We start from the raw sequence: 24,508 nt of genomic DNA on the forward strand, positions 1-24,508 counted from the left end.
TATCGGCGAAGGTCAGATTCCCGAAAAAAGCTGACGAGCAGGCGTTGAACCGCCATTTCGTCAGCTTTTCACCCGCATTCTCCTTAAAACGGGTATTCCCTTGTCACATCTTGTGTCGAAATCCACTGGTAGGTTGTGAATTCATCCAGTGACCATCTGCCGCCGAAGCGTCCGATTCCGGATTCCTTTTCTCCACCGAATGCAATCAGCGGTTCATCGTTAACGCTTTGGTCGTTCACATGCACCATTCCGGTTTCCAGCTTAAGTGCCACTTGGACGCCTTTTTCTATGGAACCTGCATGGACCGCACCGCTTAGCCCATATTGCGTATCATTGGCAATCCGGATTGCATCTTCTTCTGTCGCAAATGGGATGACCGTAACCACCGGACCGAACATTTCATTCTGGGCCGTGGCAACATCATTCGTATCAGATGTCAGGATAGTCGGGTGCATGACGCTGCCTTCCACCTTCCCTTCCAGCACGACTTCGGCGCCTTGCTGTTTCGCCTTTTCAATTTCTCCGAGAATCCGTTCCACTGCTCCCGGGTTGATCAAAGGGCCGATCATATTTTCTTTATTAAACGGATCCCCAACCGGGATTTTCTTAGCGGCTTCGATGAATTTCTCCAAGAAAGCGTCCCGGACAGTCTCTTGGACGATGATCCGGTTGATGGCCATGCAGATTTGTCCATTATGCATAAACTTGCCGAAAATCGCGGAGTGGACCGCTTTGTCCAAGTCTGCATCTTCCAAAACAATCAAAGCATTGTTGCCCCCAAGCTCCAAAGCCACTTTCTTGACGTTTTTTCCGCAGAGCGCCCCAATATGCTTTCCGACAGGGGTGGAACCTGTGAAGGAAATCATCCGTGGAATCGGATGGTCGACAAATCCATCGCCCACCTCTTCAATCGAGGGGATGACCACATTGAACAAACCTTCCGACAATCCGGCTTCTTCAAATATTTTCGCGAGAAGTATACCGCCCGTCATTGCCGTTTGCTCGTCCGGCTTCAGCACAACCCCATTCCCTACGGCCAATGCAGGTGCTATCGAACGCATCGAGAGATACATCGGAAAGTTGAATGGACTGATGACCCCCAATACGCCTAACGGTTTGCGGAACAGCCGGTTTTCCTTTCCAGGTACAAGGGACGGGACCATTTCACCGCCCATCCGCATTGGGAAACTGGCGGCCTCCCGTGTGATGGCAATGCAGAAGTCCACTTCCACATTCGCTTTGATGAATGAAGATCCCCCTTCAGTCATCAACCACTCCACTAGCTCTTCCCGACGCTCCTTCATAATGCGAACGGCATTCTCCATAATCTCAGATTTCTGGAACGCATTGACTTGCTCCCATTCCTTCTGTACCTTCGCGGCCGATTCATAGGCCTCATCTATATCTTCTTGGCTCGCCATATAAATTTCCTGGATGACTTCCTGCGTATACGGATTCTTGTTTTGATAAACCGATTTCCCCGTACCCTCGCGCCATTGCCCAGCTATAAATTGTTGATCTAGCCCAATATACTTCTCCACATTACCCCTCCTAAAGGATTCTTCCCCTTACTTTTCCTCTAAAGAGAGGGATTAAACGCAAGTGTTGAAAGGAGCTTCAAACAATAAATCAGAGTGCCCACACTAACTGACCATCAATAGGTCAACCAATCTGATTTGTCGTCAGCTCAAATAACTCACTGTTGTCATCCAATTTCATCTGATACACCGCACATTGGAGTTTTTTTGCAATCTCAATTAAAGCGGAACGATGATCATCACTGATCGCCAAGCCGAGGTAAATGCTTTTCGGCCAAATCCCCAATTTCCCATTAGAAATTGTCCGCCCTTCGCCGATATTGCGGTGGAAATTGTATAAAATCCGATATTCATCCTCATAAGACCAGGTTTCATGCTTCATGAAATTGGTTAAGAACAGAAGAAGGAAAATCACTTCTGTATTATTAGAGATCCTGCGCCTTTTTCCTTGCTCAACCTCCTGGATTTCCTGAATCGCCGATGGAAATAAAAAAGTAGTTCTCTGCCGCTTCTCTTCATAAAACACTTTAAAAATATACCGCGGATCGACCACTTCGTATTCCACACAATACCCTTTATGATTATTTGCATAATGGGCCCACATCGGCATATTCCGACTGAAATTCGTGCTAAAACAGCCGATTCCATAATGGCTCTGCCGCTCTTTGATGAATTGGTATAAGGCATCGGAATGCAGGTCCTTAGGAGCCAAATGGGCCTCTTCATAAAGCAAGGCTTTAAATTCATACGGATCATTTAAGTTCGAGTACGAAGACATCCAAAACTCATTTTCCCCTAACAGAGCAAGACGATTTTCGTTTACCTGTTCATAATTGGCAAACCGCTCGTCCAACAGAGGGTAAAATTTATAAAGCAAGTCGGGGATATCTTTATTCTTATAAGCCAGGGCCCCTTTCGTATCTCCGCGTTTCAAAAACGCCAGCAATCGCTCTTTCACAATCTTCGCCCCACTTTACACGCGTTTTCGTAGTACATAGTAATATACTCGTAAATCATGCTTGCCAAACAAACATTGTGGAAAAGACGTCGAAGAGAGGAAAGTTAGGTGAAAATAAAAGACAGGCCCATTCAATTGGACCTGCCCGGATAGCGTATCAGTTCTTAATAACCGCCACCTACCCAAGAAGCACCGACAATAATCAGAAGGATGAAAAGGACCACGATTAGATAAAATCCTGCTCCCTGGCCATAGCCGCCATATCCGCCTGTACCTGCACCCATAGTTGACACCTCCATCCACAAGAGTGTAGTACAGTATATGACACCCCTTCGTATTGGCTTAGGTAATCGAGGCGCATTGCTTGGGTCGATTTATGTTATCCCGGTTATTTCCGAGAATTCAGGGTATTGTAAAGGATAAATGAAATTAGGAAGGAATGGTGCTTCTTGACTGAAAAATTCCAAGTGGAGACGAATGTCGAGGATAGACGAGAGGCTCGCTTCACAGGCATTCCAGAGGCAAAGGAATTCCCCGACCTGGAGCCTAAACAAAACGCCGAAAAGCAGCGGAAACAATATGAGAACACAGTAGGGGAATTAGAGCGGAATCGGACTAGCAGTGACTAATCACACAAGCCCCTCTTCCATCTGCCGATTCGGAGGATGGGCTTGTTACGTAATCTAGGTTCACCAGGTTTCAAAAATTATCACAAAATACTAACTTTATTCATACCGATTTTCCAGTTCAAATATTCGCTGTTCAAGTTCATAGCTTTTGTGTTCCATAAAAGTCATCTTTTTACCGGAATAGTCCCGATGGTTGTCCAATTTTTCACCATTTTGAATGACTAATTTTTCAAGAGTATCAAATCGTTTACCCGTCTCATCCCGGAATTGACGCATTTCCTTCTGGAACTCTGCCAACGTTTCACGGGTCTCCTGCTGAGATGCCTGCTGCCCCGCCAAGGCCTCACGAGTTTCCTTTTGAAATTCCGTCAACTCTTCCCGAGTTTCCCGCATTTCCTGCTGAAACTCTACCAACGTTTCACGGGTTTCCTGCTGAGATGCCTGCTGCCCCGCCAAGGCCTCACGAGTTTCCTGCTGAAATTCCGTCAGCCCTTCACGGGTTTCCCGCATTTCCTGCTGAAACGTCACTAGCATTTCACGTTGGTTCTTTTGCTCCTCAAACAAAGCCTTCAGCAATTCTTCTATTTTATCCATCTGATCCGTCACCCCCTAATTTTTGTATTTCCGTCCATTATACCATTAAAAAATCCCCGACTAGCTGTTTCCAGACAGTCGGAGATCTTATTGGAATTCATTGCAATGAACTCACTTTTTTTGGGAATTCCAGGAAGCCCGGACCCGCTTTGTTTCGGCAACATCGATCGTACGGGTTTTCGGATCGATGACAACGCCATAGTCATGCAGCGCCGATTCCATGCTGACAAATTCATTCAACACATCATCCAGTACTTTGGCAGGGTCTCTTTCCAATGGATCTCCCCAGCCACCGCCGCCGGCCCGGTAAAATTGGATGATTCCCTCTTCCGGCATTTTCACTTCAAAGGCGGTTTCTTCAATCACTTGCGCTTCGGCTGTTCCGTAATTGACGATGACTTTATTCGACGGTGCGTTCTTGCCCTCGCAATATCCTTTTGTCGTATTTCGGACGCCCGCCATCATGACACTGGTGGAACTCTCCTTGAGATGTTGAATTTGCACATCCAAGCCTGGCGTACCTCTCCAACGTCCGACACCTGTAAAGTCACTCATGTATTCATGTTTCAAGACGCGGCTTGGATATTGTACTTCATTCATTTCAATAGACGGAAGGATAACACCCGTCATAACAGGTGGATAAAGGCCCCAACCGTCTGTTTCATAGGCTGCACCCGCACCGCCTGTATATCCATAGAAATTCAGATTGACCCACGGTTTGCCATCATCGTATTTTCCATGGGAATAGGCCAGCGGCAGCTTGTGGGCATTGACCCCCACTCTGGTTGGAGCACACTGGGAGATCGCTTCCAGTACAGCTTCCGCAATCTCCGCCCCAACACATGCCGTGGCATGCCCGCATGGCGCCGGCAGACGCGGATTCACCACTGTCCCTTCCGGTGCCGTCACCGTAACAGGGTTCATATAGCCTTCATTGATTGGAATGTCTTCATCGCAGCAAGTCGAAATCCCGACAAAGGCAAATGACGTTGTATTCGACAACGGGCTATTAATGAACCCTTTCACTTGCGGCGAAGATCCGGTGAAGTCGATATGCAGATCGCTGCCGTCCACAGTAACCGTAGCCTTCACTTTAATGTCACGATTCCCTTGAAAATCATGATCGGCAAACGTTTCTCCTACATACGTGCCGTCCGGCCAGCTGCCTATCTCATCTCGTACCCTGTTTTCTGTATATTGAATTCGATGATCAATGGCTTTGACCACTTTCTCGGCCCCATACTTATCCAGCATGGACTGAATACGTTCAGCCGCCACTTTACACGCGCCGATCATCGCGTTCAGATCTCCTTCCAGCCAATGGGAAAGGCGATTATTGGCGACAATTAAGTCAAAGACGTCCTGCCGCTTTTCCCCGCGTTCATAAATTTTCAAAGGAGGAATGCGGAGTCCATCGTGCCAAATGTCTTGCGAACGCGGATTATATCCTCCTGCGACAGGCCCTCCGTTGTCCCCCATATGGCTTCGGACGGCCGGCAGCAGAACAGGTTTCCGGTTATAAAAAACAGGCATGACAATCGTCCAGTCCAAACTGTGCGAGCCGCCGTGATATGGATCATTGACGAGTAAAATATCACCTGGATGAAGGTCATAGCGGAACGCATCCAATAAGTGATCCACCGCTCCCACCACTGCATAGAGATGCAATGTGCAGCCCGGTGCTTGGGCAACGAGCCGGGATTTCTTGCCGGAAAGGTCAAAGACACCTGTCGTGAAATCATGCGCTTCATTAAACAGTGGGGAACGGGCCGTCCTTGTCACGGTCGCACTCATTTCCCTTGCAACCGCATCAAGAGACCCTCCGACTACCTGTGATAAAATCAAGTCCTCGTTTCTCATCCTTCTTCCTCCTTCCCAGCGTACGTAAAGACGAGTAGATCGCCTTTTTCCACATGTTGATAAGCCACGCTTTGAGTCAATGTGGCCATCTCTTCCCCTTCTATTGTGACAGATCCATATTTACCGGAATCACTATAAGGAAGAAGCAGATTGAAATAAACATCTTCCTCCTGATTCAGTAACGCGACTTCCAAATGGCCATCCTTCCATTCGCGTGATACGATTTTGAAGCCATGATACAGCTCCAATTCCTCAGCCGAGATGAGCAGCCGCTGCCCGAATAAGGCAGGTGACCCGAATCCTTGCTTTGCCGTCGGATATCCCGGTACCAGAACAATCGGTTCTGTTTCCACCTTCGTGCCAAGCTCCGGATAGAAAATCGCCTGCGGACCGGTTCCATAAATCGGCGGGAACTCTTCCATTTGCCCCTGCCCGTTTTGGATCGCTTGATAGATGACTTCAGCTAGAAAATGACCTGTGATGCTTGGCGCCAAAGCAGTAGATGCTGGAAATTTCGGATCCAAAATGGAACCGGCCATCGTCTGAATGGTAAATGGTTTCGTCACACCTTCATTGATGGGAACCTCATCCGCAATCATGGCAAGAAATGGCCAGACTGCAAAAGCTTTCGTTAAAGCAATCGGGGAATTAATCGGTTTTTCTGACTGCGCTGACGCTCCTGTCAAGTCAATCGTGACCGAACCGGCCGAAGCTGAAATGCTGACCGCAATCGCATTTCTATCACTTGGCGTCATGTCAAATTCCACATAAGCCTGCATTTCCGTTTCTTGAAGTTGTGAAAGATGATGTTCCACTCGCTTCTGGCTATATTGAAAGATCCCTTCAATGGATGTCTCTACGGTTTGCCTGCCATAGCTGCCAAGAAGCTTTTTCAATTGTCGTTGGGCACCGCGCAAACAAGTATACATCGCATCCAAGTCCGATTTAAAAGAGGTCGGCACCCGGCTATTCGACAGTAAAAAGCGTAAAATATCGGCTTGCAGCACGCCTTGCTTATACAGCTTGACCGGGGTGATCCGCATATTCTCCTGCCACACTTCGAACGCGTCCGGATGGAAACCGCCCGGATATTCGCCGGCCAGATCCATCATTTGGGCACGGATGACTGGAAATAGGACAAGATCCCCTTCTACAAAGAGAGGTGCCGCCATCGTCAACGATTGTCCTTTCGTCCCGCCGCTGTAGGGGTCTGCCACCAATAGCACATCCCCATCTGCAATATCGAAAGAGAAATAGTCGAATACATTCTCCACACTTTCTTTGACGGCGAATAAATGCTCCGGCTCGTATTGGTGTTGAACAGCCAGTTTCAATTCATTTGTAAATATGGCCGTGGCAAACGAACGATCCTGCGACAGCAGAGGGGAACGGGAAATTCTCTGTAAGTTATGACCCATCTCCTTGCTGATCGACTGCAGCTTGCTATATAAAATTTGGGCTTGGATCATTCATTCCCACCCCTTTGTCTTGGAGCGGCGGAATGTTTCACTTCAATAACACAATTGCGGTAGGCATCGATTAGCGCCTCATGGCCAGGGTATACAACAATTGTCGTGCCCCATTGTTCAATGATCGCTGGTCCAACAATCAAATTGCCTGATTGCAGCAACGCCCCGTCGTAAATCGGTGTTTGAGTCGGTTCCACATCGAAGTGCATCTCCCGGACGCCGGCCAACGCCTCGCTCGGATCCTCTTGCCGGAAGGCTTCTTCTTTCATTTTCACAGGCTCTCTGACGCCCGCCAAGTCAAGTCGTAGGTTTAAGATTTCGATATCATGCCCCGGATCTTTATGGGCGAACATTCTTTCATGAAGTTCATGGAATTCCGCAACCGTCGCTTCCAAATTCAATTCTGTGATACGGCGGGTCCGGGATTTTACAGGTACGGTTACTTCATGCACTTCACCTGCATAGCGCATATCGATGAAACGGCGGGTTTCAAACTGATTCGTGACCGATTGGCTGCCCAGTTTTTCACGCGCAATCTGTTCCATATTTTCAAAATCAGCGTTCATTGCCTGAAGATCCACTTGGTCCAGACTTTCAAAACGAGTACGCAGCTCCGTCACTTTCAAATTGGCCGCCACATCACCAAGCGCACAGAAAACCGGCGCTAATGAAGGGACGATGACGGTGTTGATGCCAAGATCTTCGGCTTGCTTCCCGGCATGGATGGCTCCAGCTCCTCCAACCGCCATGAGCGCGAAGCTACGCGGATCATGTCCGCGTTGTGTCGTGACAAATTGAACGGCATTGGACATATCGCTGTTGACAATTTGTGAAATGGCAAGGGCCGCTTCTACTGTTGAAATACCGAGCGGTTCCGCAATTCGGGTACGAATCGCTTTTTCCGCCAATGAACGGTCCAGCTTCATTTCCCCGCCGAGGAAGTTATCAGGGTTGATATAACCTAAGAACACGTTCACATCGGTGACAGTCGGTTCTTCTCCCCCTCTGTCGTAACAAGCAGGTCCGGGATTCGAGCCCGCACTTTTAGGTCCGACTTGCAAGGCGCCTCCATTATCGATCCAAGCGATGCTTCCCCCTCCCGAACCGATCGTGTGGATATCCATCATTGGCAAGGCGACACGATATCGGCTGATCCAGCTTTCGGTCGTGATGGCCGGATTTAATTTTTCAATAACGGAAACGTCATAACTCGTTCCACCCATATCGACCGTGATGACATTCTCATAACCTGATTTTTCCCCAATGAAAGAAGCGGCTGTCACTCCACCGGCCGGGCCCGATAGAAGGCTGCCAGCAGCAAATTTAGCACTTTGCATAACGTTTTGAACGCCGCCGTTAGACTGCATGACAAACAATTCACCGGTGAACCCGTCTGCACGAAGACGCTCATCCAAATGTTCCAAATAGCTTTGCATGGAAGGCCCGATAAAAGCATTGACAATCGTCGTGCTGACACGCTCAAACTCTCGGATTTGCGGCAAGACTTCATAAGATAACGAAACAAACATGCCTGGCGCTTCTTCTTGGATAATCTCCCGGACCCGGCTTTCATGTGCAGGATTCATGAAGCTGAAAAGGAAGCACACGGCAATCGCTTCGATCCCTTCCTGGACGAAACCGCGCACTGCTTCACGCACTGCTCTTTCATCCAATTCTTTAATTACGCTACCAGTGTGATCCAGGCGCTCCGGAATGCCAACCCGATATCTTCGCGGAACGATTTGAAAAGGTGCCTGCAGCCTAGGGGAAAATACACTTTCCTTATAGGCGCGCCGGAACTCGATTTCATCACGGAACCCCTCTGTTGTAAGCAACCCTACTTTGGCACCGTTATACTCCAACAAGGCATTCGTGGCGACAGTCGTTCCATGTACAACTAACGGGCTGTTGGCCAAAATTTCTTTGATGTCCCGGCCAAGCAGATCCGCAACTTTTTGAATTCCGTTCATCACACCGTCCGATTGATCCGGTGTTGACGGTGTCTTTGTTGAGGTCATCTTCCCCTCGCCATCGATAACGACTAAATCCGTAAAGGTCCCACCGACATCTATTCCAAACACCCATTGATTTTGCTCATTCACCATGAAGCTTTTTCCTCCTTTTACTCGTTAGAATCCGGATGACTCTTCCTCAACTTTTCCAAACTCATAACGCACATTCAATTTATTTAAAATAAAAGCCAACACAATATAAAGCAAGAAAGCTAGAACTGTGGCATTGATAGATCCGATGCCGAATGCCAGTTTAGATGCGGCAAAACCGCCGATGATGACAGAAACGATGGCCGCCACATTTAAACCCGAATAAGTCGCTCCTGGCCCGAAACTATACTCTTTTTTGCGGATCTTCGGTGCAACAATCCAATGATCTGCAATCATGACGCCTGCAATCGGCGGAACGTATAGCCCTAAAAATGATAAAAATGGAACAAACATATCTTGAATCCCCATCAAGGCGATGATGATCCCAATCGTCCCCATAGTCACAACTAACACTTTTTTCGGGACTTTGACAACATTCCGAAGCCCCAAGGAGCCTGTATATAGGTTGTTGTCATTTGTTGTCCATTGGGCAAAAATCAAGATCAAGAAAGCAAAGAATCCTAGTCCCAGCTTGCTCATGGCAGCAGGGATATTCGGCGTCGATCCGATATCGGGAACTTGGGCCGCGATCGCCATAGCAGCACCCGCAATAATACAAAAGACACCGCCAAAAAAGTAACCGACCGATGCGCTGACACCGCCCGACACCGCTGTTTTCGCATAGCGTGTCACGTCAGGGAAGACGACCGCGCCCAATGCAGCATTCCCTACGACAATCGTGATGCCCGCGAAAATTGTCATCGGATTTCCTGCTGGTTCGTATACCAACAGGTTTGCCCAGCTTCCAGAATAATTTACTGCACTGATAACGCCCCATATCGACAAAATGACCATTAAAGGAAGAGCAATAAAGCTAAGCGCGGCAAGTCCCCGATACCCGATAAAAGCGGTAAGCATCATTAAGATGCCTCCCCAAACAACCGCTACTTCTGGCTCGGTAAGCCAATGATTCGGGAACATTTCATTAATCGTCGTTCCGAAGAAAGCTACCTGCCAACCAAACCAGCCGATTCCCATTGTGACCGCCAATAAAATCCCAAACAAACTCGCGCCGTGTCGACCAAAAGCCTGACGCGCAAGAACAGTGGTCGAAATCCCGTATTTGGCTCCCATCGCTCCTTGGAAAAAACCATAAATGGCTAAAATCAGCATACCGAAGACCGCTGCGAACACTGCATTTTGAAAGTTTAATCCTGAAATGAGAGCCCCGCCCGTGACGATTGTTGATAAAGAAATGACCCAAGCACAGCTAGTAACCGCAATATTAATAGGCGACTTCCGATGAGCCGCCGGGACTGAAGTGATCGCAAAGTCATCAGTTTGTCCCCGGGAAATTTGATTCGTATTGTTTTCCATATTCCCATCTCCTTATTTACTGGAGTGAGTCAAATTGACTCCTCAGTGCGAATCGTAATGCCTTGTTTCAATGTATTCCCTATCGTGCATGCTCTCTCCGCCGAAACCATCAACTTCTTTTTGTACTCCGGTGTAAAATGATCCGGCAATCGAACCTTCACGACACATTGCTCGATGCGGGAAGGACCTTCGACAGCTTTCGTCGCCGAGACGGCAACCGAAAATTCATGTTCGGCCACTGCCACTCCATCCCTTTCGAACATTCTTTGCATCGTGATAGCAATACATAATCCTAAAGACGACTCCAGCAATTCAATTGGCGAAAGGCCGTTGCCATTCGCTGCTTCCATCCCTTTCACCTGCATGCCGTTGTCGTTATGAATTCCGTATTCCCCATTTATTCTTCTGATAATAGACAACTTACACCCTCCTTTGGCCGATCAGCCCGTAAAATTCAAACTGCACTAACGCATCTGTAATCTCTTCCACCGTGGATGTCGGGACATGATCCAGATCATTTTCGGGGCCAAATAGCCATCGTGATAGAGTCCCCAACACCAAACTGGTCAACATGCCTGCCCGGAGCTCAATATTCGAAGCTGACTCCAGCATGCCAAGTTCTGTCGCCCGCTGGATATTTTGTTTAAAGGCATTTTCGACTTCTGTTATCGTTTCCGTGATCGCTTCTCTTATTTCCGGATCAGCCCCGTTGCCTTTAATCAGCAAAATCGTCATAAGATTTCTATGCTCTTTTGCAAACGTAAAAATCTTTCTCATTAGGGAGATGGTAGATTCGATCATATCCTCGCTCGTTCCGTATGTTTGTCGATACCCTTGTTGAATCGCAGCGAGCAAGTTAACCTTCCCATCCTCAATAATTTCCTTCGCTATTTCTTCTTTGCTTTTGAAATGCCAATAAAAAGTTCCTTGGGCAACTCCTGCCTGCTTGACGATATCTGAAATTTTGGTTGCATGATATCCCTTCGTCGCAAAAATTTCGAGGGCAACCTGTAACAGTTCCTCTCTCCTGTCGATTTTAACCAACCGCTCTACCTCTTTCCTCACCTGATTGACAAGTCAGTCAGTTTTGTTCTTTAACTCCCTAAAACCTATATAAATGATATGAATAATATAATACGTTTCTGCTAGCTGAGTCAAGGTGAAGGGATTAAATAGAATAAAAAACTGCCTCTCCCTATCAGACAAGGGGAATGGCAGTTTTTGATTCAGAAATAGAGTGCTGTTATTCATTCAATAAGTGATGCAGTAACCGATCTTTATCATCAAAAAATTGTTTCATCATTTGATAATGACTCGTTTCTTCAAGCGACGTCTCCTTTGCCCCGCCCTCTGTAAACTCAATGATTTGGGCATTCGGATAAGCCATGATGATTGGAGAATGAGTAGCGATGATAAATTGCGACTGTTGTCCGACCAATTCATGAATTCGGGATAGCATGGACAATTGGCGCAACGGAGATAACGCAGCTTCAGGCTCATCCATAAGATAAATCCCTTTTCCTTGCAGCCGGTTCATGAAGGTGGCCCAAAACGATTCGCCATGTGACTGTTGGTGGAGGGAGACCCCTCCGTATGAATCAATAATACGGGGAGCTGCCGCAAGATCACTGTCCAATTCTTCAATATTGGAAGCCACATTGTAAAACGTTTCAGCCCGGAGAAAATACCCGTCTTTCGGTCTGTTAACGCCTTTGATTAACGTTAAATAATCATCCAAATTAGAATGCGAGTCATACGTTGAAAAATTGAAGTGAAAGGATCCCCCTTCCGGATTAAATCCAGCTGCCACCGCAATCGCCTCCAATAAGGTGGACTTCCCCATCCCGTTTTCCCCTACGAAAAACGTGACATACGGATGGAGAAAAAGCTCGTCCAACGTGGCAATGCTAGGTAACTGAAAAGGAAACGTGTGGAAAGATGGAACTCGATCACGTTGCAGTTTCACACTTCTGATATATTGGGTATTTCTTAGAAACTCCATGACTCCCCCTCCAGAATTACTGTTTTTCGGCTTGCTTTTTCACACGTTCTAAAAATTCGTTGACCACCTTATCCGTTGCAAACCATAAAAATAATTTGACAAACCACTTTAACGGGCGATTGGTTACGGTGTAGGTCAACGAAGTTTGATGGTCCTGTATTTTCACTAATTCATATTGAGCCGTAATTTCAAATAGGTGTGCAAGGGTAAAGCCGACTTTCAGCTTTTTATGAGCAGGCTCATCCACATATTCCAATGTTTCCACGTCATACTCTTCTATGCGTTTCCCTTCCTTATATTTCTGGCGATAGATGCTTCCTACCTTATTTTCCGTTAGGTGAACTAGCTTGTGTTCCACGACTTGAGGCATGATTTGTTGCATTTTATCTAACGAGCCGTCAAAAAAACTCCACACTTGTTCGATCGGTGCATGTATTTCAATATTCCTGGTCCATGCTTTCATAAAATATCCTCCCTAGTTTTTTCCCCTCTGCGTAACTTACTTCTATCATATACTAATTTTCTTTTTATCATAATTTCTTGGATGAAAAAAGGAACAGGTCTATTTTTGACCTGTTCCTCTGCATAGGAATGATTTAGTTTCGAACGAGATAATCGAATGCGCTTAGTGATGCAGTCGCTCCGGATCCCATTGAAATAATGATTTGTTTATACGCGCTATCTGAACAGTCTCCCGCTGCAAATACGCCTGGGACGTTCGTGGCGCCACGCTTATCGACAACAATTTCACCGAATTTATTGCGTTCCACTGCGTCGCCTAGCCAATCCGTGTTCGGGACTAAACCGATCTGAACGAATACACCAGCTAACTCGACATGGTGTTCGTCACCTGAATCACGATCAATATACGTAATCCCGTTTACGCTATCCGTACCGGTGATTTCCTTTGTTTGAGCGTTTTTCACGACAGTGACATTCGGCAAGCTGTACAGACGATCTTGCAAAACAGAATCGGCTTTTAGTTCAGGTGCGAATTCAAGGACGGTTACATGGTTGGTGATTCCCGCAAGGTCGATTGCCGCCTCGATACCGGAGTTTCCGCCACCGATTACCGCAACATCTTTGCCTTCAAACAATGGACCATCACAATGCGGACAGTAGGCGACCCCTTTGTTTCTGAATTCCGCCTCGCCCGGTACGCCGACATTGCGCCAGCGCGCTCCTGTTGAAAGGATGACGGATTTACTCTTCAGAACAGCACCGTTTTCCAATTCGATTTCAATGAGGTCTTTCTTCTCCAAACGTTTCGCACGTACCAAATTCATCACATCGATATTATAGTCTTTCACGTGTTCCTCAAGACTAGCCGCTAGTTTAGGACCTTCCGTGCGATTTACACTAATGAAGTTCTCAATCGCAGCCGTATCCAAAATCTGACCGCCGAAACGCTCAGCGACAATTCCAGTGCGAATCCCTTTACGAGCCGCGTAGATCGCAGCACTCGCACCAGCTGGGCCTCCGCCAACAACGAGTACGTCAAATGGATCTTTATCGGCAAACTCTGATGCGTCCGGGCCGCTTCCGAGTTCAGCCAAGATTTCTTCAATCGTCTTACGGCCGTTTGTGAACGGTTCACCATTCAAGTATACCGTTGGGACAGCAAGAATATTTTTGCTCTCCACTTCTTCTTTATACGCCGCCCCGTCAATCATCGTGTGCGTAACGTTCGGGTTCAATACGCTCATGAGGTTAAGTGCCTGTACCACTTCCGGGCAATTTTGACAGCTCAAACTAATATATGATTCAAAGTGAAGTACATCCTCGATTTTCTTCACTTGCTCAATGACTTTCTTATCCACTTTTGGCGCTCTGCCGCTCACTTGCAATAGAGCCAGGACAAGTGAAGTGAATTCGTGTCCAAGCGGAATACCGGCGAAAACAACTCCAGTATCCTCGCCGATGCGATTGACACTAAAGCTAGGAGTTCTTTCCAACTCTGCATGCTCCACTTTAATGCGTGATGACATGGTGGCTAGTTCATTCACAAGTTCCAGCATTTCACGCGAAACCTTATCATCTCCCGCGCTAACTTTAAGCAGCACATCGCCCTCCATCATTTTAAGGTATTGGGCTAATTGTGCTTTTATATCTGCATCTAGTATCATGTAATCTACTCCTTAATTTGTACTTTACTTAAACATAAGTCGGCGTGATTGCCTTAGATGTTGAATCGAGTTAGTCAATTCAACATCTAAGGCATCCACCGAACGCCTCAAAAAAAGAAGGGGGCCCCTATCCCTAAAGAAAAGGGGCCGCCCCCGTTATTCCGCTATCGCGAAATTAAATTTTACCTACTAGGTCAAGGCTCGGTTTAAGGGTTTCTTCGCCCTCTTTCCATTTCGCCGGGCAAACTTCACCTGGGTTGTTACGTACATATTGTGCTGCTTTGATTTTGTCGACTAGGATGCTTGCATCACGTCCGATTCCACCCGCATTGATTTCAAGTGCTTGTACAACGCCGTCCGGATCGATGATGAATGTACCGCGATCTGCAAGACCAGCCTCTTCGTCAAGTACATCGAAGTTGCGTGTAATTGTTTGGGAAGGGTCACCGATCATAATGTATTCAAGCTTGCTGATTGTATCAGAGTGATCGTGCCACGCTTTATGTGTAAAGTGTGTGTCCGTAGAAACGGAATAAACTTCAACGCCAAGCTCTTTTAGTGTCGCGTATTGGTCTTGAAGATCGCCAAGTTCAGTTGGGCAAACGAATGTAAAGTCTGCTGGGTAGAAGCAAACAACACTCCATTGACCTTTCATGTTGTCGTCAGTTACATCGATGAACTCACCTGTACCAGCGTTGTAAGCTGACGCTTTGAATGGTAGGATTTCTTTTCCGATTAAAGACATAAATAATTCCTCCTAATGTGTTATTTATAGTTAGTCTAGGTCATTTCGTCAAAACCTAAACCGCAGCAATCATTATGTGAGGATCACTGCTTAACTATAATAATTCTAATTACATATTAATTATTGTATAACCAGTCATTTTTGTCAACAAATACACTCATAATTGTCGTTTTTTCTATCTTTATGTATAAATAGTGACAGCAAGTATTAAGATGTCCTGTTTATTCTTGATGAATTATAAATTATATATAACTATTAATTCTCAACTATGTTACACAATTCTCGATTAAGAAATGTATATAAAGTGGTGAGATGCTTGCTTTTCATGTAATTCAGGACATTCATGAACGAGTATCTATCTTCCTTGCAAACAATGGAGAGGAGTAAAGTAGTTAGACTCCCTATTGCCAGGTCATTTTCAAATCCGCCGTAACACAGGAGTATATTTACATATGAAGGAATGTAAAAGGAGCCATCACAGAAAGTCGCTAATTACCGACTTTTTATGATGGCTCCTGAAAAATCGCTATGAAGAGCGACAAGAGATATCAAATATTCTTATTGATTCAAAAAATGCTCATTACTTGTGGCTTTCCAATTCCAACGTAACCGATCATCTTCGGTTTGCCGCTTGCACTTAAATACTTGTACGTTCGGTTACAATTCGTCCCGGGGCACCAGACCTGATAAAACCCGCATTTGCTTCGTCAGTATCAATGTGCATTTCTAGGCGATAACGATCGGACACACGAATCAATACTTTATCGATTGTCAACGGCCGTTCACCGCTAACTTCAACTGTCACAAATTCTCCATTGATCACTCCAAAGTTTTTCGCATCTCTAGGAGACATATGAATATGGGCTTGGGCAATAATCAGCCCTTCTGGGAGAGATACGCTTCCAGCGGGACCAATAAGGGTACATGACGCTGATCCTTTTATATTGCCAGATTCACGTATTGGCGGGCGAAGGCCAATTTTCATGGCATCGGTCCAGCTAATTTCAGCTTGCGTCAGCTTGCGGGCAGGACCTAGAACACGTACACGTTCCAGACTCCCATTCGGCCCCGCAATTACAACGGTATCATTTGAAGCAAACTGACCCGGTTGGGATAAATCCCTTCGTTTCGTCAGCTCATATCCCTTGCCGAATAGGGCTTCAATATGCTCAGGGGACAGGTGAACGTGTCGAGCTGAAACCACAACCGGGATCGTGCTATCTGGCGACACAGAGACAGCAGTCTTTCGAAGTTGGGCCGTCACGTCAGCGACGATTTGTTCAATCAATTGCCTGTCCATATCGTTCACGCCTTTCTAGATAAAACAGCTTAGCTTTGTCCTTTTGGCAAAATCATTTCCAGTTCATTATGCGGTCTTGGAATGACGTGCACAGAAAGCAGTTCTCCTACACGTTGGGCTGCTGCGGCTCCTGAGTCCGTTGCTGCTTTCACAGCGCCGACATCACCTCGGACAAGAACCGTTACAATCCCGCCACCTACATGTACTTTCCCAATCAGGTTAACGTTTGCCGCTTTAGCCATTGCATCCGCTGCCTCAATTGAGCCAATGAGACCTTTAGTTTCGACCATTCCTAATGCTGTACCTTCTCGATTCATCGTCGCTTCCTCCTAACAAATCATTTTGACCCATAAATAACAAGTACCGGCACTCTCACTTTCATTACAAAAGCATTTCACTATAATTTAGCGTTGCTTTTCCGGGCAAATGAAACCCCTGTAGACTTAGCCAGCAGCATTTGCTCCATCAACTCCGATATATGAGCACCGGCTTCCACCGGGGCAAGCCCGCCTTTATGAATATTGGAAATGACGGTCCGGTCGGCCTCAACCGTGTTTTCATTCGGTCGATAGATCATGTAGGCACTCAAGCTTTCATCGGTATTTAAGCCCGGCCGTTCACCTATCAACGAAATGACAAGGTTACAATCCACGATGGCTGCGACTTCGTCCTGTACCCATACACGCCCCCGCTTAATAAAAAACGGCTTGGCGACGCTAATATTTTTCAATTGCAATCCTTGCATTAAAGCAGGAAGCAGGTCCCTTATATTGGCTTCTACAGCAGAGGAGCTTAATCCATCACATACAATAATTTGGACATCTTTCCCTTTGTCGCCATTCTCCTTCAGCCATGTAACAGATTCATCCGACAACTTTCGTCCAGCATCCAAATCCATCAAGTAGGTCTTCATATCCTTAGCTTCCGTTTCCAATTTATGCAGATTCATTTCTTGAAGAAGCTCATCACTTACATCTTTTAAAACCGCATCCTGTGCAGCCGCATGGTCAATTAAAAATTGCAAATAGCTAGTCGTCTGCATCCGGGTTCCAGCCCGGCCAATTCCAATTCGGGCAGGTGAAATACTCTGGGCTCGTTTAATAGACTCCTCGTTATGCGGTGCCTCCACTCCCCGTACCCGTTCCTCTGGAAAATTGATAACCTCTTCTGTCACTAGCGCCGTGTTTTCTTTTGGAAATTCCTTGTCTTTTGACAGTTCTTCCACTACTTTTCGAACAATTTCTTGAATATCCATTGTACCCCTCCCCCCTTTAGTCGAAGATCGATAAATCTCCTGCACGTTTTGTCAGTTTTCCATTCTCCATTAAGCCCATATTTTCCATCCATTTTTCAAATTCGCGAAGCGGACGCAGCCCAAGAAGCTCACGTAAACTAGCATCGTCGTGATAGCTTGTATCTTGATAATTCAGCATGACATCATCTCCACCTGGTACACCCATGTAGAAATTTGCTCCCGCCAATGCGGTTAACATCCCGGCCACTTCTTGATCATTTTGATCGGCATCCATATGATTCGTGTAGGTTGGGGCGATGCCCATTGGCAAGCCATGCAATTTCCCCATGAATACATCTTCAAGATCCGCTCTAATTAGCTGGCGCCCGTCATAAAGTGTTTCCGGTCCAATAAATCCGGAAACGTTATTCACCATGAAAGGCTTCCAGTGACGTGCATACCCGTAGGTTCTCGCTTCCAGCGTCTGCATATCTACACCATGGGCCGCATTTAACGAGACTTCCGAGCCTTGTCCCGTTTCAAAATACATAAAGTTCGGGCCTGCTGATGTACCATAACGAGCCATCATCTCGTAGCCTTCATCAATAATTTCTTTAGAAATGCCAAATGCTTCGTTACCTTTTTGTGTACCGGCTAAACTTTGAAACATGAGCGCAATTGGGGCCCCCTGTCTTAAAGCCTCCACTTGTGTCGTAATATGGGCCAGTACACAGTTTTGCGTTGGTATCTTCCATTGCTCCATAAATTCATGCGACAAGGTCAAAAGCCTTTTAACTGACTCGACCGTATCCACATTTGGATTAATGCCGATTACCGCATCACCTGCTCCGTATGACAAACCTTCTTTCAAGGAGTACAAGATTCCCTCCGGCACGTCATTTGGATGATTTGGCTGGCAGCGGAATGCTAGGCGACCCGGCTCCCCGATGGTCGTATTGCAGTGTGCTTGATATTTCATTTTCTGCGAAGCGAGTACAAGGTCAATACTCGACATGAGCTTGGCGACAGCCGCAATCATTTCACTTGTCAATCCTCTTGAAAGTTTCAAAAGTTGATCCGTACCTGTTTCATAGGAAAGAATAGTATTTCTCAGTTCACCCACTGTCCAGCTTTGAATCTCTTTGTAAATCGTCTCACTAATATCATCGTAAATCAGACGTGTCACTTCGTCTGTTTCGTACGGAATGACCGGATTCTCATAAATATCTTTCAGCTGTATTTCGCTGAGCACTACTTTTGCTGCCATGCGCTCAAGCGATGATTCTGCCGCCACCCGCGCCATGACATCACCTGATTTCGCTTCACTTGCTTTGGCCAGTACATCTTTCACCGACGTAAACGAATAATGAGTTCCTTTTACTACACAAGACAATTTCACCGTGCAACACCCCTTTTGTTTGATAACGCTTCCAATCCATTACGCCTTGGCGTTAGTGCCACCTTCAGAGGTGGGAGTTTTCTGTTGAACGAAGATAACACGAAAAAAAGACGCTTTCACATAATCCTGAAAAAAATTCCTCAGGACGTGAAAGGCGCCTTTGCCTCATTTATCATTTTGTTAATCATCCCCATCTTACACTACTGCTATTAATTTTGTAAAGAGTGTTTTTATTTATCTAAAAACATTGTATATAAATCTAGTTATTGTGCATTTTAACACTATATACTTATCAGTCTTGACTCTCTATTATCGGAAAGGTTATAGAAACTTTTGTCCCTTTGTCGGATTGGAGGAATGAAAGTACACCTTGCAGTCTTTCTTCAACCAACATATCAACCAGCTGTAGTCCTAAAGATGATGTTTCACTAGGTAAAAACGAATCACCTATCCCACATCCATTGTCCATTACGATAATAGTAACCATCTGTTTTCGAACCGTTAAAGTGATATCAATGTTTCCCTCATCACGTAAAAGAAAAGCATGTTTTATACTATTCTGTATTAATTCATTAACAATGAGTGCTACAGCTGTTGCTTTATCCGATGGACAAAATACGGATTCCCCCTCAACAGATACCGAAATGTTTTGATCAGGAGTACTGGATGAAGTGACAAGCAAAGACGCAACTTGTTTAATTAAAGTCTTAACATTGGCCTCCCCGATTCCACTTTGCGCTAAATGATCATGAACCAAGGCCATACTGGATATACGAGATATACTGTCTTGAAACACATTGGCTACCTCTTTGGAGGAAGTACGCCTCTTTTGTAAGCGGAGTAAACTTGAAATAACTTGTAGATTATTTTTCACCCGATGATGAATTTCCTGAACGATTATGGACTTAATTACATCTTGTTTGTCATCAGCTTCAGTTGTTTTCATAAGTTTTCCGATGTTCTTTTCTTGCTGTACCTCACGTGAGATGTCTTTTTCTTTAATTAAAACCGCGATCGTCTCTCCGGCCAAGTCTTTTATCGGTACGATATCTTGCTGCATCACTCCAGATTCCTCCGTAATGCCCCTTGATCCGGAAATTGACTTTCCAGTTTTCAAACTAAATAACACACCTGGTTCCATGTCTTCCAACGCTATCTGTCCTAATAAGCTGTTTTGGTATAAAGATGGAATTGTAGCAGGTTTTGCTTCAGCTACAATTAAAGCTGCATTTTCCTCTTCCAACAGACAATCAATAAATATATCTGCTTGAGAAATGTCAGCGATTATTTGAAGGTTTTGAGCCACGCCTAAAATAATTTTACACTGTTCGTTTGATAAACCGGTTAATTGGCATAAGTCTAAAACTCCATTCATGATAAAAGTATCCTTTCTTTCTAACTTTCAGACACTATATCAAAAGTGAGTAGTATATTCAATATTGTGAAATATTTTTCCGTGACACCGCAAGCACGAAGATCCTGCCTGCCGAGAAGAGTATCAACAGAAATGAATACTTTTCTCTGGATAACCTCGAGAGGCGTTTCTTCTTTAATTTCTTCTACAATCACGCTGATCTTATCTTGCGACATATTGGATCCTCCTTTATTTCGCTTCACTTGCTTTATTACGTCTTGACATTAGTGCCACCTTCAGAGGTAAGAGTTCCTATTGAATGAAAATAACACGAAAAAAAGGCACCTTCACGTAATCCTGAAAAAAATTCCTCAGGATGTGAAAGGCGCCTTTACCTCATTTATTATTTTGTTAATCATCCTCATCTTACACTACTACTGTTAATTTCGCCGATAGTATTTTTAACTTTCTAAAAAACAAAACATAAATGGGCCTACTATTTCGGGGAGTAGTAGATAAATTATAAACGAGATTTTATTAGTAACTAGAAACGCTATCTTCTGTGCAATAAAATAGGGACACCCGTTAGTAACTTCTTATTTATTTCAGTACCAATGTTTCCCTAATCCTTTTGTTCAGAAATTTTTTGAAGTTTAACATCAATGACTGCAGAACGACCTGCTTTTACAGCTTCTACTCCTTTATTTAGAACTTCTTGAAGTTCAGATGGATCAGAAACCGTTAGGGCTAATGCGCCCCCTGCAGCTTCAGCAATTTTCGCAAGGTCTGCAGGTTGATCGAAATTAACCCAATATCTATCATCCCGATTTGCAATACCTTCTGGATAGAGTCTTAATAAATTATTTTTAGTTGCATTCCAACCTTGGTTATTGTAAATAACCGTTAAAAAAGGGGCTTTGTATCTCCTTGAAAGCCAGTGTACAGAGGATGGTAAACTAAATAGATAAGTGCCATCGCCTGTTAAAGAAACTATTGTTTTGTCGGGCTTTGCAAGTTTTGCACCCAAGGCTGCACCCCCATTCCATCCCAATGAAGATCCTCCATTACCAAATAAAGTGCCTGGCTTATTCCGTGGCAAATGATTTTGCACCGCCATCGAATTCGTAATAGTTTCATTTAAAATTATTGTTTCTTCATCAATTGCATTTCTTATGCAAGCCGTAAGCCATTCGGGAGTAATAATACCGTCGCTAGGTTCTTCCTCCGCCTTTCTCCATTCAACTCGCTGCTTTTCATGTATATTCTTTAATTTCACATATCTTTCTTTAAATTTATTTTCATCCAAATCAATACTATCAATATATTGATTTAACAGAGTCAATCCTAAATAAGAATCTACCTGATAAAAAACTTCGGATGGTATATGCCATAACGGGATATCGGATTTTATAGGGTCCGTGTCTATAAATATTACTTTACAATCCTCGTTTGGCTGATTCATAGAAGGCACCCAAGGAATATCTGAGTCTATTACTATAATCACATCCGCATCCGAAATTAATTCAGTTACATTAAATCCAAGGTGCAATGGGTGATCGCTTGGAAAGTTCAGGTAAGTAGGATTAACTTCAATTACTGGAATAGTTAAGCTTTCACAGAACTTAACAACTTGCTCCACACTTTTTTCATTTTTTCCCAAGTGAGAGGTAATTAAGACAGGATTACTAGCATTCACGACGTTTTCTACGATAAAGGAAACACTTTCCCAAGATAAAGAGTTCTTTTCAACCGGCTTCCATTTGGAAGATAAGTCTTCCGAAGAATGGACCACTTCTTCTAAAACTTCCCTAGCCCCGGTTAAGTAAACAGGTCCTTTGGGTTCACTATATGCCAGTTGAAATGCTCTATAAACGAGCTGTTTAACATTCTTCCCAGTTCTTATATCTTGTTCCCACTTCACGTAGTTTCTTAGAATCCCTCTTTGATCATAAACGTTTTGCAAGTAATTAATGTGTGAGTTTCGACTACCTGGTAATTCCCCATCCATTGTATAGGGGGTTTCCCCAGAAAAAATAAAGACGGGTATCCGTGAACGGAGTGCATTATGTAAACTACCTCCTAAGTTTTGCGTACCGACATCTGTGTGTACAAATACTCCCTGGGCCTCGCCGCTCAACAAAAAATAACCATGTGCAGCGCATAGAGCAACATATTCATGAGGACAAATAATAACCTCTGGAAGTGGTCGACCTAACGCTTTTGCCTTTGCCAGGCCTTCAATTATTGCTGGATGATCACTTCCTAGATTGCTAAACAGATAGGTTACTCCCATTTCTTGGAGCGCATCTAACATTGCATCTGCCGTATTTATTAAGTCCATTTCTAGATTCAAATATATCCTCCCCCTATGATATTGTTTTATTCTCTTTTGTGCAGATTAATTGCATGAATCTCAATATATTCATCAAAAGCCATCTTGGAATTTTCTCTACCGATACCACTTTGCTTTATTCCACCGAATGGCATATATTTATAACCTAATGAAGTTTGTCCCGCACCATTTATGAACGTCATTCCTGCTTCAATTTCCCTTGCGATCTTCAAAGCTTTTTCCTCATCGGTTGACCATATCGATGAGCCTAATCCATACTCGGTGTCATTAACCATTCTGATTACTTCTTCTTCACTTTCATAGGAGATAATCGGGATGATTGGGCCAAACTGTTCGCATCGAACAATTTCATCATCTGGTTCCGGGTTTGTCACAATAATTGGTCTTAAATAATAACCATTGTCCCAATTCTCGGGTTCAAGTTTTTTGCCTAACTCAATCATTTTTGCGTTACTACTTTTTATTCTGTTAATCAAATCTTTAATGTTTTCAAATTGCCTCTTATTATTAATCGGTCCAAAATTAGCTTCTTTATTTAATTGATGGCCAATTTTATATTCATCTGTCAGTACACACATCTTTTCGCAAAACTGCTTGTATAAATTACTTGGCACATAAATTCTTTTAATTGCATAACAATACTGCCCTGATCGTCTAAATACTGCACTTGCAATTTTTGGAACGACCTCATCTAAATCAACATCATGTAAGATGATGGCAGCGTCATTTCCTCCCAACTCAAGGTGAATACTTTTTAATGCGTCTGCGGCGGCTTTCATAACATGCTTCGCAGTTTCCCCTCCTCCTGTAAAAGATATTTTTCTAATGAGTGGATGTGTTGTTAATGCTGAACCAACATCTGCATCACCATGTACAACATTAATAACCCCAGGGGGAAATATTTCAGATATTTTCTTCAGGGCTATCGATACGCCCATTGCAGCAAATGGCGATGGCTTGAACACAATCGTATTACCTGCAATTAATACTGGTGCGAGCTTTTGCATTGTTAGAATCATAGGCGCATTCCATGGAACAATGCCCGCGATTACTCCCATTGGTCTTTTTTCTACCTGAACCCAACTCATCCCGTCTTCTATATATTCTGATTTCAATGCAGATTCTGCTAAACTTGCAACATTTCTAATTCCCGTTGCGGCAACATGAATCTCCGCTTTAGTCGTCTCCAATAGCATTCCATTTTCTTTTGAAATTATTTTTGCCAATGATGAACTTTCAGCTTCCAATCTATCTGCTGCTTTTAAACATAGTCTAATACGTTCTGTTAAAGAGACATTCCGCCATAATAAGAAAGCTTCATGTGCTGCTTTCACGGCTTGTTCAACGTGCTGCGCTTTTCCTATTGCAACGTGTCCAACCACATCAGTGAGACGCCCTGGATCATTTACTTCAGAATAGTTTTCTGTCTCGATCTCAACATTATTAATAAGTAAATTAATTTTCATAA

Annotated in this window: 23 protein-coding genes; 1 reads left to right on the top strand and 22 read right to left on the bottom strand. The window is 44.6% G+C overall.

All coding sequences use genetic code 11. From position 1 onward, the window contains the following. Window positions 1–83: 83 nt before the first annotated feature. From MKY41_RS14935 to MKY41_RS14945, 3 genes are all read right to left on the bottom strand, one after another. A complete protein-coding gene (locus MKY41_RS14935) occupies window positions 84–1,541 on the bottom strand; it encodes an aldehyde dehydrogenase family protein (protein ID WP_340745877.1) in 1,458 nt (485 codons plus the stop codon). 121 nt (window positions 1,542–1,662) lie between these two features. Next, window positions 1,663–2,496 (bottom strand): DUF2971 domain-containing protein, encoded by an 834-nt coding sequence (locus MKY41_RS14940; protein WP_340745878.1) that lies wholly within the window; start codon window positions 2,494–2,496, stop codon window positions 1,663–1,665. A gap of 164 nt (window positions 2,497–2,660) precedes the next feature. After that, on the bottom strand, window positions 2,661–2,780 hold the full coding sequence (locus tag MKY41_RS14945; RefSeq protein ID WP_144399635.1) for a YjcZ family sporulation protein: 120 nt from the start codon (window positions 2,778–2,780) through the stop codon (window positions 2,661–2,663). A 165-nt stretch (window positions 2,781–2,945) separates the two neighbouring features. Between MKY41_RS14945 and MKY41_RS14950 the strand changes: the two genes are divergently transcribed. Further along, window positions 2,946–3,125, top strand: coding sequence for a hypothetical protein (locus tag MKY41_RS14950; RefSeq protein WP_340745879.1), 180 nt, complete (start codon window positions 2,946–2,948; stop codon window positions 3,123–3,125). A gap of 96 nt (window positions 3,126–3,221) precedes the next feature. Here MKY41_RS14950 and MKY41_RS14955 read toward each other — a convergent pair whose 3' ends face one another. From MKY41_RS14955 to MKY41_RS15045, 19 genes are all read right to left on the bottom strand, one after another. Continuing rightward, on the bottom strand, window positions 3,222–3,719 hold the full coding sequence (locus MKY41_RS14955) for a hypothetical protein (RefSeq protein WP_340745880.1): 498 nt from the start codon (window positions 3,717–3,719) through the stop codon (window positions 3,222–3,224). 111 nt (window positions 3,720–3,830) lie between these two features. Next, window positions 3,831–5,579, bottom strand: a complete 1,749-nt coding sequence (locus MKY41_RS14960) for a hydantoinase B/oxoprolinase family protein (RefSeq protein ID WP_340745881.1) — start codon at window positions 5,577–5,579, stop codon at window positions 3,831–3,833. Next, entirely contained in the window at window positions 5,576–7,048 is a 1,473-nt protein-coding gene (locus MKY41_RS14965) for a hydantoinase B/oxoprolinase family protein (protein WP_340745882.1), read from the bottom strand. The genes MKY41_RS14960 and MKY41_RS14965 overlap by 4 nt, the downstream gene beginning before the upstream one ends. Then, window positions 7,045–9,153, bottom strand: coding sequence for a hydantoinase/oxoprolinase family protein (locus MKY41_RS14970; protein ID WP_340745883.1), 2,109 nt, complete (start codon window positions 9,151–9,153; stop codon window positions 7,045–7,047). The genes MKY41_RS14965 and MKY41_RS14970 overlap by 4 nt, the downstream gene beginning before the upstream one ends. Window positions 9,154–9,177: 24 nt before the next feature. Further along, entirely contained in the window at window positions 9,178–10,527 is a 1,350-nt protein-coding gene (locus MKY41_RS14975) for a cytosine permease (protein WP_340745884.1), read from the bottom strand. A 29-nt stretch (window positions 10,528–10,556) separates the two neighbouring features. Next, entirely contained in the window at window positions 10,557–10,946 is a 390-nt protein-coding gene (locus MKY41_RS14980) for an OsmC family protein (protein ID WP_340745885.1), read from the bottom strand. A 1-nt stretch (window position 10,947) separates the two neighbouring features. After that, window positions 10,948–11,571 (bottom strand): TetR/AcrR family transcriptional regulator, encoded by a 624-nt coding sequence (locus MKY41_RS14985; RefSeq protein ID WP_340745886.1) that lies wholly within the window; start codon window positions 11,569–11,571, stop codon window positions 10,948–10,950. Window positions 11,572–11,770: 199 nt separating this feature from the next. After that, complete coding sequence (locus MKY41_RS14990) at window positions 11,771–12,529, bottom strand: AAA family ATPase (RefSeq protein WP_340745887.1); 759 nt, start codon at window positions 12,527–12,529, stop codon at window positions 11,771–11,773. Window positions 12,530–12,545: 16 nt separating this feature from the next. Continuing rightward, a complete protein-coding gene (locus MKY41_RS14995; protein WP_340745888.1) occupies window positions 12,546–12,992 on the bottom strand; it encodes an SRPBCC family protein in 447 nt (148 codons plus the stop codon). Window positions 12,993–13,125: 133 nt separating this feature from the next. Beyond that, window positions 13,126–14,655 (bottom strand): alkyl hydroperoxide reductase subunit F, encoded by a 1,530-nt coding sequence (ahpF, locus tag MKY41_RS15000; protein ID WP_340745889.1) that lies wholly within the window; start codon window positions 14,653–14,655, stop codon window positions 13,126–13,128. A 175-nt stretch (window positions 14,656–14,830) separates the two neighbouring features. Then, window positions 14,831–15,400, bottom strand: coding sequence for an alkyl hydroperoxide reductase subunit C (gene ahpC / locus MKY41_RS15005; protein ID WP_340745890.1), 570 nt, complete (start codon window positions 15,398–15,400; stop codon window positions 14,831–14,833). Between the two features lie 637 nt (window positions 15,401–16,037). After that, window positions 16,038–16,700 (bottom strand): phosphate propanoyltransferase, encoded by a 663-nt coding sequence (gene pduL / locus MKY41_RS15010; RefSeq protein WP_340745891.1) that lies wholly within the window; start codon window positions 16,698–16,700, stop codon window positions 16,038–16,040. 29 nt (window positions 16,701–16,729) lie between these two features. Then, on the bottom strand, window positions 16,730–17,017 hold the full coding sequence (locus MKY41_RS15015; protein ID WP_340745892.1) for a BMC domain-containing protein: 288 nt from the start codon (window positions 17,015–17,017) through the stop codon (window positions 16,730–16,732). Window positions 17,018–17,097: 80 nt separating this feature from the next. Beyond that, entirely contained in the window at window positions 17,098–17,955 is an 858-nt protein-coding gene (gene eutC / locus MKY41_RS15020) for an ethanolamine ammonia-lyase subunit EutC (RefSeq protein WP_340745893.1), read from the bottom strand. 16 nt (window positions 17,956–17,971) lie between these two features. Beyond that, window positions 17,972–19,333 carry an ethanolamine ammonia-lyase subunit EutB gene (locus MKY41_RS15025; protein ID WP_340745894.1) on the bottom strand — a complete coding sequence of 454 codons (1,362 nt, stop codon included), beginning with the start codon at window positions 19,331–19,333 and terminating at the stop codon, window positions 17,972–17,974. Window positions 19,334–19,625: 292 nt separating this feature from the next. Continuing rightward, window positions 19,626–20,708, bottom strand: coding sequence for a sensor histidine kinase (locus tag MKY41_RS15030; RefSeq protein ID WP_340745895.1), 1,083 nt, complete (start codon window positions 20,706–20,708; stop codon window positions 19,626–19,628). 20 nt (window positions 20,709–20,728) lie between these two features. Next, on the bottom strand, window positions 20,729–20,923 hold the full coding sequence (locus tag MKY41_RS15035; RefSeq protein ID WP_340745896.1) for a hypothetical protein: 195 nt from the start codon (window positions 20,921–20,923) through the stop codon (window positions 20,729–20,731). A 386-nt stretch (window positions 20,924–21,309) separates the two neighbouring features. After that, window positions 21,310–23,040 carry a thiamine pyrophosphate-requiring protein gene (locus MKY41_RS15040; protein ID WP_340745897.1) on the bottom strand — a complete coding sequence of 577 codons (1,731 nt, stop codon included), beginning with the start codon at window positions 23,038–23,040 and terminating at the stop codon, window positions 21,310–21,312. Between the two features lie 26 nt (window positions 23,041–23,066). Continuing rightward, entirely contained in the window at window positions 23,067–24,506 is a 1,440-nt protein-coding gene (locus tag MKY41_RS15045; RefSeq protein WP_340745898.1) for an aldehyde dehydrogenase family protein, read from the bottom strand. Between the last annotated feature and the right edge of the window lie 2 nt (window positions 24,507–24,508).

Source organism: Sporosarcina sp. FSL W7-1349, assembly GCF_038003045.1.
In the GTDB taxonomy this organism is placed as follows: Bacteria; Bacillota; Bacilli; order Bacillales_A; family Planococcaceae; genus Sporosarcina.

What these genes read in the sequence shown, in the direction of transcription:
- MKY41_RS14945 (WP_144399635.1), bottom strand. Translation starts at nt 2,780, where the DNA reads ATGGGTGCAGGTACAGGCGGATATGGCGGCTATGGCCAGGGAGCAGGA.
- MKY41_RS14955 (WP_340745880.1), bottom strand. Translation starts at nt 3,719, where the DNA reads ATGGATAAAATAGAAGAATTGCTGAAGGCTTTGTTTGAGGAGCAAAAG.
- MKY41_RS14960 (WP_340745881.1), bottom strand. Translation starts at nt 5,579, where the DNA reads ATGAGAAACGAGGACTTGATTTTATCACAGGTAGTCGGAGGGTCTCTT.
- MKY41_RS14965 (WP_340745882.1), bottom strand. Translation starts at nt 7,048, where the DNA reads ATGATCCAAGCCCAAATTTTATATAGCAAGCTGCAGTCGATCAGCAAG.
- MKY41_RS14970 (WP_340745883.1), bottom strand. Translation starts at nt 9,153, where the DNA reads ATGGTGAATGAGCAAAATCAATGGGTGTTTGGAATAGATGTCGGTGGG.
- MKY41_RS14975 (WP_340745884.1), bottom strand. Translation starts at nt 10,527, where the DNA reads ATGGAAAACAATACGAATCAAATTTCCCGGGGACAAACTGATGACTTT.
- MKY41_RS14990 (WP_340745887.1), bottom strand. Translation starts at nt 12,529, where the DNA reads ATGGAGTTTCTAAGAAATACCCAATATATCAGAAGTGTGAAACTGCAA.
- MKY41_RS14995 (WP_340745888.1), bottom strand. Translation starts at nt 12,992, where the DNA reads ATGAAAGCATGGACCAGGAATATTGAAATACATGCACCGATCGAACAA.
- ahpF (WP_340745889.1), bottom strand. Translation starts at nt 14,655, where the DNA reads ATGATACTAGATGCAGATATAAAAGCACAATTAGCCCAATACCTTAAA.
- ahpC (WP_340745890.1), bottom strand. Translation starts at nt 15,400, where the DNA reads ATGTCTTTAATCGGAAAAGAAATCCTACCATTCAAAGCGTCAGCTTAC.
- pduL (WP_340745891.1), bottom strand. Translation starts at nt 16,700, where the DNA reads ATGGACAGGCAATTGATTGAACAAATCGTCGCTGACGTGACGGCCCAA.
- MKY41_RS15015 (WP_340745892.1), bottom strand. Translation starts at nt 17,017, where the DNA reads ATGAATCGAGAAGGTACAGCATTAGGAATGGTCGAAACTAAAGGTCTC.
- eutC (WP_340745893.1), bottom strand. Translation starts at nt 17,955, where the DNA reads ATGGATATTCAAGAAATTGTTCGAAAAGTAGTGGAAGAACTGTCAAAA.
- MKY41_RS15030 (WP_340745895.1), bottom strand. Translation starts at nt 20,708, where the DNA reads ATGAATGGAGTTTTAGACTTATGCCAATTAACCGGTTTATCAAACGAA.
- MKY41_RS15035 (WP_340745896.1), bottom strand. Translation starts at nt 20,923, where the DNA reads ATGTCGCAAGATAAGATCAGCGTGATTGTAGAAGAAATTAAAGAAGAA.
- MKY41_RS15045 (WP_340745898.1), bottom strand. Translation starts at nt 24,506, where the DNA reads ATGAAAATTAATTTACTTATTAATAATGTTGAGATCGAGACAGAAAAC.